This window comes from Kitasatospora sp. NPDC059327 (assembly GCF_042752535.1).
Lineage (GTDB): Bacteria > Actinomycetota > Actinomycetes > Streptomycetales > Streptomycetaceae > Kitasatospora.
Genome location: NZ_JBHYYB010000110.1, coordinates 1 through 14,544, shown reverse-complemented (window position 1 = coordinate 14,544; position 14,544 = coordinate 1). Strand labels below are relative to the sequence as shown.

Annotated in this window: 11 protein-coding genes, 1 tRNA gene and 1 pseudogene; 4 read left to right on the top strand and 9 right to left on the bottom strand. The window is 73.7% G+C overall.

Annotated features, from left to right (window positions below):
- The first annotated feature begins 436 nt into the window (after window positions 1-436).
- Both ACFXHB_RS38040 and ACFXHB_RS38035 read left to right on the top strand, forming a co-directional pair.
- Window positions 437-3,223, top strand: coding sequence for an SdrD B-like domain-containing protein (locus ACFXHB_RS38040; RefSeq protein ID WP_380580522.1), 2,787 nt, complete (start codon window positions 437-439; stop codon window positions 3,221-3,223).
- 177 nt (window positions 3,224-3,400) lie between these two features.
- Complete coding sequence (locus ACFXHB_RS38035; RefSeq protein ID WP_380580520.1) at window positions 3,401-4,201, top strand: hypothetical protein; 801 nt, start codon at window positions 3,401-3,403, stop codon at window positions 4,199-4,201.
- An 85-nt stretch (window positions 4,202-4,286) separates the two neighbouring features.
- Here the strand turns inward: ACFXHB_RS38035 and ACFXHB_RS38030 are convergent, their stop codons facing one another.
- Window positions 4,287-5,603 carry a nitrous oxide reductase family maturation protein NosD gene (locus ACFXHB_RS38030; RefSeq protein ID WP_380580518.1) on the bottom strand — a complete coding sequence of 439 codons (1,317 nt, stop codon included), beginning with the start codon at window positions 5,601-5,603 and terminating at the stop codon, window positions 4,287-4,289.
- Between the two features lie 61 nt (window positions 5,604-5,664).
- Between ACFXHB_RS38030 and ACFXHB_RS38025 the strand changes: the two genes are divergently transcribed.
- Window positions 5,665-6,897, top strand: a complete 1,233-nt coding sequence (locus ACFXHB_RS38025; RefSeq protein ID WP_380580516.1) for a Dyp-type peroxidase — start codon at window positions 5,665-5,667, stop codon at window positions 6,895-6,897.
- A 119-nt stretch (window positions 6,898-7,016) separates the two neighbouring features.
- On the opposite strand, the pseudogene ACFXHB_RS38020 reads toward ACFXHB_RS38025, so the two are convergent.
- The 5 genes and pseudogenes from ACFXHB_RS38020 to ACFXHB_RS38000 all read right to left on the bottom strand — a co-directional run.
- Window positions 7,017-7,181 (bottom strand): annotated as a pseudogene (locus ACFXHB_RS38020) (Hsp70 family protein); the annotation flags it as partial.
- A gap of 154 nt (window positions 7,182-7,335) precedes the next feature.
- The gene (locus ACFXHB_RS38015; RefSeq protein ID WP_380580514.1) at window positions 7,336-8,658 is read right to left on the bottom strand and encodes an aminotransferase class V-fold PLP-dependent enzyme; all 1,323 of its coding nucleotides are present in this window, start codon (window positions 8,656-8,658) and stop codon (window positions 7,336-7,338) included.
- A 111-nt stretch (window positions 8,659-8,769) separates the two neighbouring features.
- On the bottom strand, window positions 8,770-9,204 hold the full coding sequence (locus ACFXHB_RS38010) for a hypothetical protein (protein WP_380580512.1): 435 nt from the start codon (window positions 9,202-9,204) through the stop codon (window positions 8,770-8,772).
- 86 nt (window positions 9,205-9,290) lie between these two features.
- Complete coding sequence (locus tag ACFXHB_RS38005; RefSeq protein ID WP_380580510.1) at window positions 9,291-9,554, bottom strand: Clp protease N-terminal domain-containing protein; 264 nt, start codon at window positions 9,552-9,554, stop codon at window positions 9,291-9,293.
- A 487-nt stretch (window positions 9,555-10,041) separates the two neighbouring features.
- Window positions 10,042-10,473, bottom strand: coding sequence for a VOC family protein (locus ACFXHB_RS38000; RefSeq protein ID WP_380580508.1), 432 nt, complete (start codon window positions 10,471-10,473; stop codon window positions 10,042-10,044).
- 632 nt (window positions 10,474-11,105) lie between these two features.
- On the opposite strand from ACFXHB_RS38000, the gene ACFXHB_RS37995 reads away from it, so the two are divergent.
- The gene (locus tag ACFXHB_RS37995; protein ID WP_380580506.1) at window positions 11,106-11,744 is read left to right on the top strand and encodes an HAD family acid phosphatase; all 639 of its coding nucleotides are present in this window, start codon (window positions 11,106-11,108) and stop codon (window positions 11,742-11,744) included.
- 147 nt (window positions 11,745-11,891) lie between these two features.
- Here ACFXHB_RS37995 and ACFXHB_RS37990 read toward each other — a convergent pair.
- From ACFXHB_RS37990 to ACFXHB_RS37980, 3 genes are all read right to left on the bottom strand, one after another.
- Window positions 11,892-11,965, bottom strand: a tRNA-Ile gene (locus tag ACFXHB_RS37990).
- 168 nt (window positions 11,966-12,133) lie between these two features.
- The gene (locus tag ACFXHB_RS37985) at window positions 12,134-12,736 is read right to left on the bottom strand and encodes an isochorismatase family protein (protein ID WP_380580504.1); all 603 of its coding nucleotides are present in this window, start codon (window positions 12,734-12,736) and stop codon (window positions 12,134-12,136) included.
- Between the two features lie 207 nt (window positions 12,737-12,943).
- Window positions 12,944-13,927 carry a GlxA family transcriptional regulator gene (locus ACFXHB_RS37980; protein ID WP_380580502.1) on the bottom strand — a complete coding sequence of 328 codons (984 nt, stop codon included), beginning with the start codon at window positions 13,925-13,927 and terminating at the stop codon, window positions 12,944-12,946.
- Window positions 13,928-14,544 lie beyond the last annotated feature (617 nt).

Below are 14,544 nucleotides of genomic sequence, written 5' to 3'. Positions count from 1 at the left end.
GCGAGGGCGCGTCCGTGCCGCGGGGTCGCCTCGGCGGTGGCGTGAAGTGAAGCCGGATCCGGACGGGCGGAACCGGTGGGCCGCGCCGCTCCCGCGCGGCCCACCCCGCCGACTCCGCGCGGTACACCCCGCCGATGCTCGTCCCCCCGGAGGACCGTCGCCGGACGGGGAAGTCGCCCGGTCGGCGGCGGTTCGAGACGCGCGGAGACCGTCCGCCGGAACCACCGCGCCCTCGACGGCGGGACCGGCGCGACGGTGCGTCGAGCAGCAGGATGATCATCGGATGGTCGTATCTGATGATCCGTCAAAGTTCTTTGTTTTCCTGCGAACTTGTGGTGACTCTCTTTAAGCTCCCCTTAATGACGGCGGCTTTCAGCCACGCGAACTCCCCTGCGGGGTCGGGGTGCTGGGCCCAAACATCACGATGAGAGCAGGTATGACGACGACACGTGAACAGGAGCCCGGCGCCGCGCGCGGCCCGGAGCGACGGCGGCCGGGAGTACTCGGCCGCCGGACGGTGGGGGGCGCCGCGGCGCTGCTCCTCGGAATCGGGGCGTGTTCGCTGCTGGCCGCCCCGGCGGCGTTCCCGCAGGCGGCCGACGGGACGGTGACGGTCCGCGTGGTGCGGGCCGTGGACACCAGCGGGGTGTGGACGCCCGCGCTGGAGCCCGGGATGGCCGGGGTGACGGTGACCCTCACCGACGACGCGGGCGCCGGCGTCGAGGGCAGCACGGCGGCGGACGGCACGGTGACGCTGACGCCGGGCGCCAAGCTCACCGGCGGCAAGTACCGCGTCCAGGTGGTGAATCCGAAGCCGGGCACGCTCTTCCCGGCCTTCGCCTCCCGGCAGGGCCTGGACGGCGCGCCCAACCAGCTGAGCAGCAACGAGGAGTTCGTCGACCTCTCCGGCGGCAAGAACGCGGTGCTCACCACCGGGCTGTGGAACCCCGGTGACTACTGCCAGAAGAACGCCCCGCTGGTGACCACCTGCCAGCCGACCACCCGTGAGGGCGGGACCCAGCGCACGCTGGTCTCCTTCCCGTACAACGCGCGCGGCCAGGACGGCGTGGACGTCAACGCGACCGACATCGCCACCAACGCCGAGACCGGCACGCTGTACGGCATCGCGTGGAACCGGGCCGACCGGCGGGTGTTCTCCTCGGCGGTCGCCAAGCGCGCCACGGACTACGGGCCCGGCGGCGCGGGCGGGATCTACGTGACCGACATCGCGACGAAGCGGACCACGCTGTTCACGACGGTCCCGGACACCGGCACGACCGTCCACGGCAGCGGCACCGACGACGCGTTCCTGGCGGTGCCGGGCAAGGAGAGCCTCGGCGGCATCAAGGTCACCGACGACGGAAAGGACCTCTTCGTCGTCAACCTCCACGACCGGCGGCTCTACCGCTACGACGCCACCGGCCCGACGGCCGCCGCGCCGAAGGCCGCCTACCCGATCCCCGACCCGGGCTGCCCGGCGGCCGGGGACTGGCGTCCGTTCGGCCTCGGCCTGCAGGACGGCACCGGCTACCTCGGCGGCGTCTGCTCGGGCGAGTCGACCGGCAAGGCCTCCGACCTGCGCGCGGTGGTGCTGCCGTTCGACCTGGCCACCGGCGCGTTCGCGGCGCCGGTCCTGCAGCAGCCGCTGGACTACCCGCGCCAGTCGACCGTCGGAGGCGGTCCCTGCGACGGGGCGGCCTGGTTCCCGTGGACCAACACCTGGCCGACCTCGCAGAACGGCAACGCCTGCGGCAACGCCACGATCGCCCAGCCCGAACCGGAGCTGGGCGAGATCGCCTTCGAGACCGACGGCTCCATGCTGCTGGCCTTCCGCGACCGCTTCGCCGACCGCGCGCCGTCGGGTGTCCCCTACTCCACCGTCATGTCGGGCGGTGACCTGAACAAGGCCTGCCCGGTGAACGGCACCTACGTGATGGACACCAACAACGGCTGCGGGCTCTCCCCCCGGGGCACCCGGTTCTTCGACACCACGTGGGGCGGCCACCGCAACACCGCGTTCGCGGGCATGGCCGACTCCAAGGTCGAGAACACCATCGCGACCTCCGCCTTCGACCCCAACCACACCGCCCTCGGCTACGGCACCTCGTTCCTCCAGCGGAACGGCACACAGGACCCGAAGTTCGGTTTCCGGCTCACCCCGAAGGACGAGGTCGCGCCGTTCGGCAAGGGTGCCTCGATGGGCGACCTGGAGGTGCTCTGCGACCAGGCCCCGCTGCAGATCGGCAACCGGGTCTGGTACGACCCCGAGCGCAGCGGCGTCCAGCGCCCGGGCCAGCGCCCGGTGCCGGGGGCGACCGTCAACCTGTACGACGAGTCGGGGAAGCTCGTCGGCACCACCCGGACCACCGCGCGCGGTGAGTACTACTTCGACGACTCCAACGTCACCGGCGGCCTCAAGCCGCGCACCAAGTACACCGTCCGTCTCGACAACCCCGCGGACTACGCCAAGGGCGGTCCGCTGTACCAGTGGGTGCCGACCGACGCGGACGTCGGCGACAACACCTTCGTCGACTCCAAGGGTGTCGTCCCGGCGGGCGGGCAGTACGTCGAACGGGCGCTGACCACCGGCGGGCCGGGCGAGAACGACCACACCTACGACTTCGGCTTCCGGCAGCAGGAGGGCGCGCTGCGCCTGGTCAAGCACGACCAGGACGGCAAGCCGCTGGCGGGCGCGACGTTCCGGCTCTGGAAGGAGACCAACGGCACCGACGGGCTGCAGAGCACCGGCGCCAAGCCCGACACGGCGGTCGGCGACCCCTGCACCACCGGGGCCGACGGGATCTGCCGGGGCAGCGGCGCACCGGGCACGTACTACTGGCAGGAGGTGAGCCCGCCGGCCGGCTACTCCGCGCCGGCGACCACGGTGTTCGGGCCGCTGGTGCTGAACGCGGACAACCTCGCCGCGGGGGTCGAGGTGACGGCCGTCAACCGGCTGATCCCGACGCCCACGCCGACGCCCACGGTGACGGAGACGCCCACGCCGACCCCGACCCCGACGCCGACCCCCGCGCCGACGCCGGCCCCGACGCTGCCGTCCCCGGCGGCGCCGCCGCCCGCGCCGCTCCCCGCCCCCGGTTCGCACCTGCCCAACACCGGTGCGGGCGAGGGGATTCCGGTGCTGCTGGCCGGTGCGGGCACGCTGAGCGTCCTCGGCGCGGCGTTCGTGCTGCTGGCCCGCCGACGCCGGGCCTGGCGGCGGTAGCCGACCCCCGGTAGGTGGCCCCGGTGCCACCTACCGGGGTGGCGCCGCCGAAGCGCCGATTTGAAGCGCCGATTTGAGGCGCCGCTGTTGAGGCGCCGCCGCTCGGGCGGGTCCGGAGACCTCAGGTCCCCGGACCCGCCCGAGCGTGCTGACCGACCGACGAGAGAAGGAAGACCCATGGCCCGGACGACGAAGGCCGACCCGCCCACGACGGCTCCCGGGCCGCGCCGTCGGACCTTCCGGCTCAGGGCCCTGGTCGCCCTCGCGGTGTGCGCCGGCACCGCGGGCGGGCTGGTCGCCTACCGCACGGTCGCCGCCGAGCCGGGGGAGCGGGCGGTGACCGTCGACGAGGCCTCCCGGCTCGCGCTGTCGCGGCTGACCCTGTTCCAGGCCAGCCCGGTCGCGGTGACGCTCACCGCGGCCGAGGGCGGGGGCGTCGAGGTCCGGGTCGAGGGCGTCGTCGACTACCGCACCCGTCGGGGCGCCGGCCGCTACCAGGTCACCGGGGCGAACGGCCCGCTCGACCGCGGCCTGGTCGTCTGGGACGCCGGCGGTCTCGGGCTCGCCCCCGAACCGGCCGGTGCCGACGGCCCGGCCTGGCAGCAGGCCGAGCGGGTGCCCCGGCAGGGCTGGTCCCCGCGCACCTACACCGCGGACCCGTTGGACGCCGGGCTCCAGCTGATCGTCCAGCTCGGCGCCGACCGGCCCGACAACCCGCTGTTGCTCGCCCAGTCCGGCGCGCGCCGGCTCGGCCGCGACCGCCTCGACGGACACGACTACGACCGGTTCTCCGGCCCGCGCGCCCAGGGCGCCGCGCCCGACGGCGAGCGGTCGCCGCTGACCTACTGGGTCGACGACGACGGCGCGCTGGGGCGGGTGACGATGCGGCTGCCCGGCCTGGGCACGCCGACGGCGGTCGCCTTCGGCGGGCGTGAGGACACCGCCAGGCTCCCCGAGGCCCCCTGGCTCACCGGCTGACGGGCCGGCGGGCCGGTCACCCGCCGTCCCCCGGCTGCCCGGCGATCGGCCCTCCGTCCTCCCGCGCCCCCGCCCACGCCCGGCGTCAGCCCGCCGGCCGCGGCGGCAGCGTGCCGGGGTCCGTCGGGAGCGGGTACGCCGCCGGGTCGACCGCCCCCGGCAGGCCGGTCGCCGGACGGCCGGGCACCGACGGGTCCGGCAGCGACGGCTGGGCGGGCGGCGCCGCCACGCGGCTGAACGGGACACCGGGAGGCGCCTGGACCGCGGCCGGTCGGCCGCCGGGCAGCGGCCCGTGCCCCGGTCCGCCGCAGGCCGCCGCCGCCTCCAGGCCGGCCGGGCTCTGGACGGCGGGCCGGTTGCCGCCGAAGCAGTTGCCCGGGTCCACGGAGGCCAGCACCAGATCGACGCCGTTGCCGTCCACCTGGTTGGCCTCGACCCGGTTGCCGCTCGCCGGGTGCCCCGCCGGGTCGGTGACGACCACCCCGGCCGCGCGGTTGCCCCGGACGAGGTTGCGCTCCACCCGGTTCGCGGTGCCCCCGCCGATCCCGATGCCGATGCCGAAACCGCCGTCCGCCTGCTCCGGCGAGTCGGCGGCGTTGTTGTCGACGACGACGTTGCCCGCGATCACCGCGCCGTGCTGCGGGGCCAGCGCCTCCAGGTCGTTGGAGTTCACCGTGACGCCCACCCGGTTGCCCGCCGCGCGGTTGCCCAGGATCGACAGGCCGTCCGAGGCGTTGGTCAGCTCGATGCCGACCGCGTTGCGCTCCACCGTGTTGCCGCGCACCAGGGTGTCGCACGGTTTGCACTGGCCGACGTAGATGCCCGAGTCGGCGTGCCCGGACGCGTAGGAGTCCTCGATCACCCCGGCGCGCGCGTCGAAGGCGTAGATGCCGTACAGCCCGTTGCCGTACGCCGTCACCCGGGTCGCCCGGAAGCCCTCCACGGGCGGGAAGCGGCCGGTGTCCAGCGGGTCGTACGCCGAGCCGCCCGCGCCGCGCTGCTGCAGCTTCTCGTCGGTGACGCCGGTGAACAGCACGCCGTTGGCCAGGTAGCCGTGGACGGTGAGGTTCTCCACCACCGAGCCGGGCCCGGTGACGGTGATGCCGTTGGCCAGCTTCAGCCCGCCGTCGAGCACCACGGCGGCGCGGTCGGTGCCGCGCACCACGACGTTCCGCTTGGCGACGCGCACGCTCTCGCGGTAGGTGCCGGGGCCGATCAGCACCGTGTCACCCTCCCTCGCGACGTCCACCGCCTTCTGCACGGTGGGGAAGTCCTCCGGCACGCGGACCACATCCCCGGCCGGGTGCGCGGCGTCCGACGCGGCCGGACCGGTGGAGGAACACCCGCCGGCCGCCACCGCGACCGCGGTGGCCACGACGGCCGCGGCAACCGCCTTGAACAATGACGAACGGTCAGAAAGCTTGATTTGCATGCCATGTGTTCTACCGTCTCCAATAGGGCGCATGCCCACTGAACCGGAGATCGCGCCGCCGTCGAACCCCTCCGCCAGGCCCGGCGTCGGGCGGCGGCGAGCGCTGCTGGCGGCCGGGGCGGTGCTCGCCGCCGGCGTCGGCGCGACGGTCGGGGAACTGGCGGACGACCACCGCACACCGGGCCGCACCACCACCGGCACCGCCGCGCCGCCGCCCGAGCCGCCGATCCCGTTCCACGGCGCCCGGCAGGCCGCGCTGACGTCCGCCGTCCTGGCCGCCCCGCAACTCCCCGCGACGAAGCTGCTCGCCTTCGACCTCCCGCCGGCCTCCGCCGCCGCGGACCGCGCGGCCCTGCGCACCCTCCTCACCGCCTGGACCGCCACCCTCGCCGCGGCGACCGGCCCCACCCCCGACCCGCGCCTGCGCACCGACGGCGGAGCGCGCCGACTGACCTCCCTGGTCGGCCTCGGCCCGGACCTCGCCGCCCGCCTCACCCTCGCCGTCCCCGCCGGATTCGCCGACCTGCCGCCGTTCCCCGGCGACCGCCTCGACCCGGCCCGCGGCGGCGGCGACCTGCTGCTCCAGCTGTGCGCCGCCGACCACTGGACGCTCGCCGTCGTCGCCGAGCTCGCCACCACGGCCGCCCTGGCCGCCGGCGCCACGCCACGCTGGGCGCAGTCCGGCTTCCTGCCCCCCACCGCACCGGGCGCCACGCCCCGCAACCTGTTCGGCTTCAAGGACGGCACCGCCAACCCCGACCAGGACGCCGCCCGCCAGTGGGTCTGGGGCCCGCCCGGGCCGCACGAGAACGCCACCGTCCTGGTCTACCGGCGGATCCGGATGGACACCGCCGCGTTCACCGCCCTCCCCGGGGAGGCCCAGGACCTCGCCATGGGCCGCCGCGCCCCCGACGGCGCCCCGCTGACCGGCACCGCCGAGCACGACGAGCCGGACCTCTACGCCAAGCGCCCCGACGGCGCCTACGTCATCCCCGCCACCGCCCACGTCCGCCTCACCGGCCCCCGCCTCGACGGCGGCGCCCGGATGCTGCGCCGCGGCTACAGCTACGACGACGCCCCCGGCGACCGCGGCCTGCTCTTCTGCGCCTTCGTGCGCGACCCGGCCCAGTTCACCCGCGTCCAGAACCGCCTCGCCGAGCGCGACGCGCTCAACCCCTTCATCGAACACACCGCCTCCGCCGTCGCCTACGTCCTCCCCGGCGCCCCGGAGGGCACCACCCTCGGCGCCCACCTGTGGCCCTGACCGGCGGCGCCGCGGAGGACCGACGTCGCGATCCCCTGACGATCCGTCAGGGAATCGCGGGTCGATCTCACCCGACCACTGACGCCCGTCCGCCCCGTACGCGGGTCGCGGCCCTACCGGGCCTCGGCGATCATCCGGTCGAGGTCGGCCTGGGGCAGTGCTTCGCCGAGCGTGCTGAACGGCTGAGGCTTGCCGGTGGCGCGGTCCTTGGCGGACACCTGGGCCGTGCCGTTGGCGTCGATGTCCAGGCTGACCTCGATCTGGGGAATTCCGCGCGGGGCCGGGGCGACCCGCCCGGGCCGCACCGGGATGTCGGGCGCCGCGCGGCCGGCCTTGAGCGAGGCACGGCCGCGGCCGCGCCGCGGTGGGGGGAGGCCGGACCCTTCGGATGCGGTGCTCTCCGGGCCGGACGGAGCGCACCGACTGGGGGCGGCCCGGTCAGCGGCGGCTGATCGCGGCCACCGCGCGGACGGCCCGGTCCACCTCCTGCGGGTCGGTGACCAGGCTGGGGCCGAGGCGGACCAGGGCGCCGCCGTACGGGGTGACGTCGGCGAGGACGCGGTGCTCGGACTCCAGGCGCGTGACGACCTCCCGGGGCGTCCGGCCGGTGACGGAGAAGCACACGATGCCGCAGGAGAGCGCGTCGTCGCGGGGGGTGGCGACGTGGACGCCGGGGAGCGCGGCGAGTCCGTCCTTGAGCTGCCGGGCCTGCGAGCGGATGCGGCGCGCGACCCGCTCCCGGCCGATGGCGGTGTGGAAGGCGAACGCCTCCGTGAGGGCCCAGCGGTGTTCGAAGGCGTGGAAGCCCCCCGGGGTGGCCATCAGGCCGGGGTCGATGACGGGTGGCGGCTCCTCGCGCATCCAGCCGAAGCTGGGGATGATCGGCTGGACGAGGGGCCAGGCGTCCTCGCGTCCCCAGAGGATGCCGGTACCGCGCGGCCCGTACAGCCACTTGTGGGTGCCGGCGGCGAAGAAGTCGCAGCCGAGGTCCGCCACCGCGGTGTCGTCGGCGCCGAGGCCGTGGACGCCGTCCACGCAGACGAGGAGGCGGTCGGCCGCGTCCCGGCGGGCGTTGATCCCGGCCACCGCGTCGGTGATCATCCGGATCGGGAGCATGACGCCGGTGCCGGAGTGGACCCAGGTCAGCGCGAGGACCCTGGTGCGCGGGGTCACGGCGGCCAGCAGCCGCGTCGTCAGCTGGTCGGCCGAGGCGGCGGCCGGGTCGTCGTAGAGGCTCACCCGGCGCACCGCGGCGCCGGTCAGCAGCGCGCGCTGGCGCAGTGCCTCGTAGGTGGAGTGGAAGTCGTGCCGGGTGGTGAGGATCTCGTCCCCCGGCCCGAGCCGCAGCCCCTGGTACAGGAGGGCGAGCCCCATGGTGGTGCTGTCGGTCAGCGCCACCTCCAGGGGGCGGACGCCCAGGTAGGCGGCGGCGGCCGTGCGGACGGCCACTTCGCGGTCCGCGTTCTCCCGGTGGTAGCGGCTCGGATCCTCGTCCAGCCTGTTCCGGTGCGTCGCGATGGCTTCGCGCACGCCGGCCGGGTGGGCGGCGAACGTGAAGGCCGCGAACTGCGCGTAGTCGCGGGAGAGCCGGAACTGGTCGCGGACGGAGTGCCAGTCGCCCGGGGCGAAGCCGCGGGGGCGGTCCGGTGTCTCCGGCCGCGCCGGGCTCGCGGCGGCCGCCGGGACCGCGGCGAGCGGGGCCAGGGCGCCCCCCGCCAGGCCGGAGAGGATGAGTCGTCGGCGGTCGATGAACGGGTTCATGTCTCCTGCGCCTGATCGCGTGGCCGGGGGTGGGTGGTCGGGCGTGCCCGGGGTGGGTGGTCGGCACGCCCGGGGCGCGCCGGCACGACAGGCCGGCGCGCCCCGGACGGCTCAGCAGCGCAGCAGCTCGCGCCCGGGCGCGACCGACCGGGCGGGCGTCAGGCCCGGCTCGGCCAGGCCCGTCGCGAGTTCGGCGGGTGCGACGCAGCCCTGCTGGGCGGCCCAGGCCCAGTAACCGTTCCAGAGGCCGCAGCGCCAGTCGTTGCCACTGGGGTCGCTGTAGGTCTTGCCGTCCTTGGCCGGGGTGCACTCCGGCATGGAGGAGCACTCGTAGACCACCGAGCCGATGCGGCACCAGGACGTGCCGAGCAGCCCGGTGGCGCTCTCCTGGACGGAGGGACCGACCGTGGGTGCCTGAACGGCGGCGACCTTCGCCGACGGGGCTTCGGGGGCAGCCGCGGCGGCGACCCCCTGGACGGCGAACAGCGTCAGCACGGCCAGTGCGAAGGCCACCAGAGCGGCGCGGATGGATCGAGATCCTGACACGATTGTCCTTTCGCGATGAGCGGTTGACATGCGTGAGGCGTGGCCGCACGCCGGCCCGGTGGTGGTGCGCGCCGTTCCGCCGCCGGCTATTCGGGCGGGAGCACGACGTTCCGGGTCGGCGTGTTGTAGCCGGGCGAGGACAGGAGCTCATGGAGGGCGGCCGTCACCTGCTCCGGGGGGACGAAATCCGTCAGGACCTGGGTGGGCACCGCCCGCGGGTCTGCCAGGATCGCCAGGAACAGGTGCTCGACTCCGACGTATTCGTGACCGAGTTCGGATGCGATCCGGGCGGCTTCGTCAAGAATCGTGAGATAGCGCGGTGTAGCCGTTGGTGCGTGGTCGTCCGCCATGGTGCCTCGATACCTCGTGCGTGGGCCCACCGGGGTGGCGGGCCCGACTCAGCGCATCGTAGTAAGGAATCCGGAAAAGGCGAAGAGATCTCTTCGCGCCAGGGTGGCCGAATGCCCTTTCGCGGACCGACGGTTCGTGTCGAGTCCGTATGAACTCGGGCAAGAGCCTTGTGGAGACAGGTGGTTGGGCAGACCGGGCGAGGGGTGTACGGATACGGCCGGGTCGGCGGAATGCGTGAATTCTGGGCGGTTCGGAAGCAGTATTCCGGCCGGCCGGAACGTCGGGTTCACGCGGAAGGACATCGGGTGTCCGGGAATTCCGGGATGCGGTGGAAACGTATTCCCCGCCGGACCGGCGAGAGCTCCGACGAGGGGGAGGAGGACGCCCTGGGCCCGCGCGCGAGATGATCACGTTCACGCACCGCCGGCCGCCCCGCTGCTCCCCGAGGCCGGAGACGGCCCCCCTCCCCGCGGTCCCGGAGGGGAATCAGGCGAGGCAGAACTCGTTGCCCTCGATGTCCTGCATCGTGATGCACGACTCGTTGACGCCGTCGGCGCGCTGCGTCAGCACGTGCTTCGCGCCGAGCGCCGTCAGCCGTGCGCACTCGGCCTCCAGCGTGGCCAGGCGCTCCTCACCCACGAGCCCGGTGCCGACCCGCACGTCGAGATGCACCCGGTTCTTGACGACCTTGCCTTCGGGAACTCGCTGGAAGAGCAGGCGCGAGCCCACGCCCGAGGGGTCCGTGCACGCGAAGTAGACCGCGTCCTCGGGCGGCAGCGAGCGGTAGTACTCCTCCCACGTGGCGGAGCCCTCCGGAACCTCCGGAAGGACGTACCCCAGCACCTCGCACCAGAAGGCGGCGAGGCGCACAGGCTCCGCGCAGTCGAAGGTCACTTGGAACTGCTTGATCGTTGACATCGGCGCACGATAACAGGGGCCTGGCTCGTCTCTCCAGGTCGGGCGGCCCGCACGTGGTCGGGGGGAGGCGCCCGCTACCCGACTGCCGTGACGCGCGGGTCGCCGAGGTGAACCGGGGTCAGTTCCTCCCCGAAGGGAACCCGGGGCGCGGTCCACGGCCGGCCACTCCCGTGCTGCGAAGGACCAGTTGCGGGACCACCCTCGGGGGCGGCGTGCGCGAAGTGCCGGGCGTTCACGGGCGAGGCGCGGACGGAAGGGGGACGGCCGCGGCGGCGGGCGGGCTCGGTTCTCGGCGCGCGAGGGCCAGCCCCTTGCTGTTCGCCCTCTCGCCGACTGTTTGTTACTCCCGGGTATTGGCGCACGCCGTTGACTGCAGTACGTTCTCGCCCAGCGGGCCGTGCCCGCCACCCCGATGCCCGTTGTCGGTCGGCGTTCTCCTCCCGGAGGCGGACCCTGCTGCCGGGCCGCCTGGCATGCCCTTGACATGAGGGTCCGGGTGCGGGGCGGCTGCCGCGGACCGCCGTTCGACAAGGTCGCCGTTCCGCCCGTGCCGTTGTCGCGGCCGGCGCCGTCCACCGCCCCACCCGCCACGTCGCCCGACAGACCCTCAGACGAAAGGCCACACCGCCGATATGAGAATCAAGGCACGACTCGTCGCCGCCGCGGTCCTGACGGGCGCGATCACCACCGGTCTCGCCACCCCCGCGGTCGCGGCCCCGGCGGCCCCGAAGGCCACCGCGGCCCCGGTGCGGGCGCCCGCCGCCGCCTCGGCGAGCACCGCCACGGTGACCGAGGCCCAGTGGCTGGCCGACGTGACCGCCGCGATCGCGCCGGCCCGCGCCTACGTCGAGCAGCGCACGGCCGAGCCGGCGAACGAGAAGCGCGCGATCGTCTTCGACATCGACAACACGACGCTCGCGACGCACTTCCACCCGTTCGCGATGTCGGGCATCAAGCCGGTGGTGGAGCTGGCCCAGTACGCCCACGCGCGCGGGGTCGCGATCATCTTCGTCACCGCGCGGGTCGACTTCATCGCCCCGATCACCCGGCACAGCCTGACCGAGGCCGGCTACACCGTCGACGAGCTGCACGGGCGTGACCTGTGCGACCTCTTCAAGCCGGTCCAGAAGTACAAGACCGACGAGCGGATCAAGGTCGAGAACGAGGGCTACACGATCATCGCCAGCGTTGGCAACAACTGGACCGACCTGGACGGCGGCCACGCCGAGCGGACCTTCAAGCTGCCGGACTACAACGGTCTGCTCTCCTGACCCACCCCGTCGGGGCGGGCCGCCGCGCCCAGGGCCACCGCGCCCGGAGCCGGCCGGTGCGCACGCATCCGGCCGGGCCGGGAACCCGGTCGCGCGGACCGGCGGAAACAGATGAACCCCCGGACCGGAGTCCGGGGGTTCCATCGGTGGGCCTAACAGGACTTGAACCTGTGGCCTCTTCCTTATCAGGGAAGCGCTCTAACCGTCTGAGCTATAGGCCCGCGTCGATGCTGCCCGCCAACATTAGCAGAGCTCCGACGGTGCTCCCGCCCGCCCGGTCGCCCGGCTGCCCACCGGCCCGCGCGGAGGCGCGGCCCGGGTCGACGGGGCCGGTGGACGGACGTGCCGCCGGTGGTGGCGGTGGATCTGCCGCCACCACCGACAGGAGGTCAGACCGTGAGGTGGTCGACGGTGGGGACGACGATGCCGAAGAGATCGGTGATGGTCGTGAGACTCGCCCGCTGGAGGTCGGCGGCGGGCACGATGCCGCCGTCGGGCCCGGCCAGTGACCGGGTGGCGGTCGCTTCGGCGACGACGGTGGGCCGGTAGCCGAGGTTGAAGGCCCCCTGGGCGGTGAAGGTGACGCACATGTGGGTCATGAACCCGGCCAGCACCAGATCGGACCCGGCGCCCAGCTCGCGCAGCGTCTTCTCCAGATCGGTGCCGTGGAAGGCATTGGGGACCTGCTTGACGACGACCGGTTCACCGTCGATCGGTGCCACCTCGGGGCTGATCGCCCCGATCTCGGCGCGGATGTCGTACGGGGTGCCCTCGCCGCCGTCGTTGACGACGTGGACGACCGGGGTACCCGCCGCGCGGGCGGTGGCGAGCAGGCGGGCGCCGGCGGCCAGGGCGGGTTCGGCGTCCTCCAGGGCCATGACGCCACTGCGGTAGGTGTTCTGGAAGTCGATCATGATCAAGGTGCTCCCGGCGAGGCGGGGCGGTGTGTTGTCGAGGCCGACGACGGTGCGCAGGGACGCGGAGACGGACATGGGTGAGGAGTGTCCTTTCGGGCGGGTGACAGACAGCGGATGACAGACAGACGTGGTCGGGAAGCAGTGAGGAAGGGCCGGCACCGCCGGGATCGGCCGGCGGGCGCCTTCCGGGGAACGGGCACGGCACGGCGGGGCCGCGGCGGTGACGCCTCACGCGTCGAAGGGGCCGGGAGCCGGGGGCGGGGAGAAGGGGAGTCGGAGCGGTCAGGACGTGGCGCGGAACCGGCGGCGGTAGGAGGCCGGGGTGGTGTTGATCTGCTTGCGGAAGGCTCGGTGGAGGGTCTCCACCGAGCCCATCCCGGCGGCCGACGCGATCTGCTCCAGTGGTTGGTCAGTGGTCTCCAGCAGGCGGCGGGCCGCCTCGACCCGGGTCGCCTCCACGTAGGCGGCCGGGCTGGTGCCGGTCTCCTGGCGGAAGACCCGGGCGAAATGGCGCTCGCTCAGGCACATCCGCCCGGCGAGCGCGGCCGCCGACAGGTCCTCGTCGAGGTGCTCGGTGATGAACACCCGCAGCTCGTCGATGTCCCTGCGGGCCGGGGCGGGCCGGCTCAGCGGCACGCTGAACTGGCTCTGACCGCCCTGCCGCCGCAGGTACATCACCAGCTGCCGGGCCACGGCCAGGGCCAGGTCCTCGCCGTGGTCCTCGGCCACCAGTGCGAGGGCCAGATCCATGCAGGTGCTGATCCCCGCGCCGGTCCACACCCGGCCCGAACGGACGAAGATCGGGTCGGCGTCGACCCTCACCTCGGGGTGGTCCGCCGCGAGCTGGGCCGCGGTCGACCAGTGCGTGGTCGCCCGCCGCCCGTCCAGCAGCCCGGCGGCCGCGAGCAGATGCGCTCCCACGCACACCGAGGCGATCCGGCGGGCGTGCGGCGCGGTCTCCTTCACCCACGCCACGACGGTGTCGTCGACCAGGGCCACCGGACCGTCGGGCCGCAGGTCCACGGCGCCGGGCACCAACAGGGTGTCCACCGCGGTCCCCACCTCCGCGAAGGTGAGGTCGGCCAGCAGGCGGACCCCGGCCGAGGTGACGACCGGGCCGGCCTCGGGGCCTGCCAGCCGGACCTGGTAGCCCGCGCGGCCGTCGGTCTCCCGGTTGGCGAGGGCGAAGACCTCGGCCGGGCCGGTGACGTCGAGGAGGTCGACCTCGGGGAAGACCGCGATGACGACACGGTGCGGAGTGGGCATGACCTCATCGTGCTGGCAGCGCCGGATGACCGCAATGACGGTGATCTGTCACATCCGGCCATCCGACGGCCGGTTTCGGTGGCTCCGGAGTGCCCACGGGCGGCGAGCCCGTTCACGTAACCGGGCCGGCCTGGGCATTTGCCTCCACCACCAGGGACGGGTAGTGTTCACTGGTCGCTCGCCTGGGAGCGCCGGACACGCAACGGCGCGGACGGTCCCGTAGCGGCCAATCCTCTCGATCACCACCTCTCTTCTTGGCTGAGCCGTACTTCGGTGCGCCTCCGCTCGAATTGTTGTGCGTGTTTAAGTCGATTGCGGTCGGATTCGCTTTGTGAAGCGCGGTTCGGCTAGAGTCGAGCTTGTCGAAGAGGTCCTCGGACTGAAATTCGATAAAGTTCCCCGAGAGCCCGGAGCGCGAAAGACGCCGCAGAGTGATCTGCTAGAGTCGGAAACGCCGAAAGGCCGAAGGAAAGCAGATCGGATGAACGAAGCGCCGGAAACGGTGCGGAAAGCATCTGATAGGCTGGGAACACGAAAGAACGAAGCGCCCGGAGGGCCCGCTGGAAGGCGGTCCGAAGGAAGTGTCCGTTCCTTGAGAACTCAACAGCGTGCCAAAA

Coding starts and splice junctions, on each gene's coding strand:
- ACFXHB_RS37985 (WP_380580504.1), bottom strand. CDS start 12,736: ATGTCCGTCTCCGCGTCCCTGCGCACCGTCGTCGGCCTCGACAACACA.
- ACFXHB_RS38040 (WP_380580522.1), top strand. CDS start 437: ATGACGACGACACGTGAACAGGAGCCCGGCGCCGCGCGCGGCCCGGAG.
- ACFXHB_RS38015 (WP_380580514.1), bottom strand. CDS start 8,658: ATGAACCCGTTCATCGACCGCCGACGACTCATCCTCTCCGGCCTGGCG.
- ACFXHB_RS38000 (WP_380580508.1), bottom strand. CDS start 10,473: ATGTCAACGATCAAGCAGTTCCAAGTGACCTTCGACTGCGCGGAGCCT.
- ACFXHB_RS37995 (WP_380580506.1), top strand. CDS start 11,106: ATGAGAATCAAGGCACGACTCGTCGCCGCCGCGGTCCTGACGGGCGCG.
- ACFXHB_RS38025 (WP_380580516.1), top strand. CDS start 5,665: ATGCCCACTGAACCGGAGATCGCGCCGCCGTCGAACCCCTCCGCCAGG.
- ACFXHB_RS37980 (WP_380580502.1), bottom strand. CDS start 13,927: ATGCCCACTCCGCACCGTGTCGTCATCGCGGTCTTCCCCGAGGTCGAC.
- ACFXHB_RS38035 (WP_380580520.1), top strand. CDS start 3,401: ATGGCCCGGACGACGAAGGCCGACCCGCCCACGACGGCTCCCGGGCCG.
- ACFXHB_RS38005 (WP_380580510.1), bottom strand. CDS start 9,554: ATGGCGGACGACCACGCACCAACGGCTACACCGCGCTATCTCACGATT.